Origin of the sequence: Meiothermus luteus, from assembly GCF_003574085.1 — a bacterium.
Taxonomy (GTDB): domain Bacteria; phylum Deinococcota; class Deinococci; order Deinococcales; family Thermaceae; genus Meiothermus; species Meiothermus luteus.
Genome location: NZ_QWKZ01000162.1, coordinates 1 through 3,307 on the forward strand (window position 1 = coordinate 1; position 3,307 = coordinate 3,307).

Below are 3,307 nucleotides of genomic sequence, written 5' to 3' on the forward strand. Positions count from 1 at the left end.
GCGCCAGCCCGCTCAGAACGGGCAGGCTCAGGCCCAGCCCTACCCCCAGCACCCCCGCAAGATAAAGCCGGGCCGGGCTTTGGGGCATGCCAGCCCAGAAGGCCCAGTCCTCGCGGGGGGTGAGCAAGGGTAGCGTCAGGGCCAGCACAAAGGGGGGCAGCAAGAGCGCCAGCGAAGCAAAGAGCGAGACCACCGCCACCGCTTCGCCCCGACCTTGGAAGGCCAGGGCCAGTAGGGGTAGCAAGCCCACCGGCGCAAAGGCCCAGGGATTGCGCAGGAGGGCCTTGGTATACAGGGGCAAGAGGGCGTTCATCGTCCGTAGCCCGGCACCCAGGGCCGCTTACGCCCACGGGAGAGGAGTTCGTTCCAGCGCAGCCTTTCGCCAGCATGCTGGGGCCTTTCTTTCAGGTAGGCCTCTAGGGCGGCGGCGCTGCCAAAGGCCAGCAGCCCCACCCCCATGGGGGTGCGGATGCGCTCATTGAAGAGGAAGTGGGCCTGTTCTACCTCCAAAAATCGGGCTTCCCTGCGCTCGGAGGTAGCAAAGTCGGCCACATAGAGTTCTTTGGGGGTGGCTCTGGGGCCACCGTAGCCCAGCAGATGGTCGAGCAAGCAGCCCACGTCGTCGTAGGGGTACACCTTGCCGGTGGCGGTGACCATCTGCGCGGCGTAGCGGGCGTCCAGGATGGTCATGTTGCAGTAGGGGCAGGCATCCACCCCCACCCGCAGGGGCCGGGCCGCCGCCAGCGCGGGTTGCAGCACGCCGGGGCCCAGGGGCAGGGCCAGCAGTCCTTTGATGAGGGTACGTCGCTTCATGGGGGTTGCTTGGGGGGCCGAGGGCGTGCATCCACCCCCGGCCCAAGGGTATTTTTACTTGATCAGTCCGGCGTGCTTGGCCAGCAGGCTCACCAGGTTCATCTCCGGCAGGGGGGCCAGGTCCAGCAAAGTCTGCCAGTCCAGCACGCGGGTGCGGCCCAGGTCGGGGATGGTGCGGGCAAAGGCCATGGCTGCATCGGCGTTTTTGAAGGCCGCAATCTTGGCGTCCATCACCACCCAGCCGCGCTTCTCGCCCCACAGGTAGACGGCCTGGCGGGCAGGCAGCAGCCGCACGGCCTCGGGGCCTTTAGCGGGGTCGTAAAGCCCCCGGTCGGCCACGTAGAAGGTGGTGTCCACCCCGTCGCGCAGGCCGTAGACCCAGGCGTAGTTGACCATGCAGGCGATGGACTCAAAGTGGATGGCCTCCATCCCCTTTTGCGGTTCTTTGAGGGCAATCTGGCTGTAGGTCTGCTCGAAGAAGCCCGGAGTAAAGGTGCGGCCCATCCAGGCCCCCGGCGCGGGGGTCTTGAGCGGCATCCCGCAGAAGGCGCAGGTGCCCCCCTCCCAGGGGATGGCCTTGGCGGGAATGGTCTCGAGGTTGGCCGGCGCCATGGGCTGCATCGGCGGGTGCATGTGCTGGGCCAGGGCCTGCGAGAGCGCGGCCGAAGCGCCTAAAGCCGAAAGCATCTTGATCACTTCACGACGGTTCTTGTGCATAGTTCACGCTGCCTTGTTCAACTACCTGGCCGTCTTCTAAGCGCACGTAGCGCTCGGCCAGGCACGAGATTTCTTCCTGTCGGTGGGCCGACAAAATCGCCAGTCCGCCCATGGCGAGGTGGGCGGCCATCCAGTCTTGTAAACGCTCCAGACCCTCGGTATCCAGCGCCGAGGCCGGCTCGTCCAAGAGCCATAGGGGGGGGTAGCCCATCAGGCCGGCGGCCAGGGCCAGCCGCTGCCGCCAGCCCCCCGAGAGCTGGGCCACCGGGCGCTTCAGGTGGGCCTCCAGGCCCATGCGCCGGGTGGCCTCGGCCTTGTCCTGGGGGCTTGCCCCTTTGAGCCGGCGGGCCGCTTCCAGAATCTCTTCCACCCGTAAGGTGGGGGGAAAGCCCAGGTGCTGGGGGATGTAGGCCCGTGTGCGGGCCGCTTCCAGGCTTTGGGGGTGGTGCCCGAAGAGCCACATCACCCCGCCATCGGCTCTAAGCCGCCCGGCCAGCAGGCCCAGGAGGGTACTTTTGCCGGCCCCGTTGGGGCCCAAGAGGGCCAGGCTGCCCGAGGCCAGCCGGAGGTTGACCCCCGAGAGCCGCCCCTTTTTGTGCAGGTTTACCACCTCAACCATAGGCCTCCCAACAGGCTCAAAAGGGCCAGCCCCAGTAGGCCGGGGGCGATAGGGGTGGCCGGTGGCGAGGCAGGCCGGGCTTCCGGGTCGGCCAGGGCCAGCAGGCGCAGCCCCGGCACCCGGGCCTCGGCGGCCTCCCAGAGCAACACGCCCGGCGAGAGGGCTAAGAGGCTCAGGTCGGGCTGGCGGGCGCTCAGGAGGGCGAAGCTGCTGCTGGGCAGATGCGGCACCGGTAGCGGGGTGGCCCGGTCAAAGGCGTTGCCCCGGAGCACCACCCTGGCCCGGGGGTCGTCCACCGCCACGTCCTGAAGGTTGGCCACAAAGGTATTGGCGGTGGCCTTGAGGGTGTTCTGGTCGGTGTCGCGGGCGAAGAGGAGGGCGGTGCCGTTTCCCTCAAAGCGGTTGCCGAGGAGCAGGGTCTCCCTCGAGTCCAGCGACAAAAGCCCGATGGTGCTCCCCACGAAACGGTTGTCCTGAAGCACGGCCTTCCACTCCTCTTGCAGCAAAAGCCCGTAGCGCAGAGGCCCTACCTCCTGGGCGAAGGTGTTCCCTTCCACCCGGTTTTCGGCCCCGTGCATGAGGGCCGAGCCCACCCGGTTGCCCTGGCTGTGGTTGCCTTGAACCCGGGCCTGGTAGGTGAACATCAGGTGCAGTCCATAGCGCAACGCCTCCGTTACCTGGTTGTCCTCCACCACCACCCGCTCGCCGTACTCCACGTACAGGTTGTCCAGGAAGCCTTCAATCCGGTTGCCCCGCAGCACCACCCCATCGCTGCGGTAGGTTTGCAGGCCGGGGGCCGCCTGGGTGCCCACCAAATCGCAGTTTTCCACCACCGCTCGGTTGGACTTCTCGACCCGTATGCCACCCGTGACCCCTAGGGCCCGCAGGCCCCGCACCACACAGCCCTCGCACTGGTAGAGCGCCACGGCCGCATCGGGTTCGTAGAAGTCGTCCCGCGGGCCCACGTTTTGCACCTCGAGGCCCTCCACCACAATCCCTGGTGCCCTAAGGGTGAGCGCGGTGCCCCGCCTCCCCCCATCCAGCACCGCGCCGGGGCGGGCCACAAGGCGCACCCCTGGGCTGGTAATCGTCCAAGGGCCTGGGTACACCCCGGCCTCCAGCACCACGGTCTGGCCGGGGTGTACCCAGGCCCTTGGA

4 protein-coding genes and 1 pseudogene are annotated in these 3,307 nt (G+C 67.7%); all 5 read right to left on the minus strand.

The features are described from left to right. Positions 1-313 (minus strand): annotated as a pseudogene (locus tag Mlute_RS14575) (hypothetical protein); the annotation flags it as partial. Next, on the minus strand, positions 310-813 hold the full coding sequence (locus Mlute_RS14580; protein ID WP_119361267.1) for a nitrous oxide reductase accessory protein NosL: 504 nt from the start codon (positions 811-813) through the stop codon (positions 310-312). The gene Mlute_RS14580 and the pseudogene Mlute_RS14575, both read right to left, overlap by 4 nt. A gap of 54 nt (positions 814-867) precedes the next feature. Then, the gene (locus tag Mlute_RS14585) at positions 868-1,530 is read right to left on the minus strand and encodes a nitrous oxide reductase accessory protein NosL (protein WP_182482592.1); all 663 of its coding nucleotides are present in this window, start codon (positions 1,528-1,530) and stop codon (positions 868-870) included. Further along, positions 1,511-2,149: an ATP-binding cassette domain-containing protein gene (locus Mlute_RS14590; protein ID WP_119361269.1), complete on the minus strand. Its 639-nt coding sequence runs from the start codon at positions 2,147-2,149 to the stop codon at positions 1,511-1,513. Before Mlute_RS14590 ends, Mlute_RS14585 begins: the two co-directional genes overlap by 20 nt. Further along, a partial coding sequence (locus tag Mlute_RS14595; RefSeq protein ID WP_147371124.1) for a NosD domain-containing protein occupies positions 2,134-3,307 on the minus strand: 1,174 nt, incomplete at its 5' end. The genes Mlute_RS14595 and Mlute_RS14590, both read right to left, overlap by 16 nt.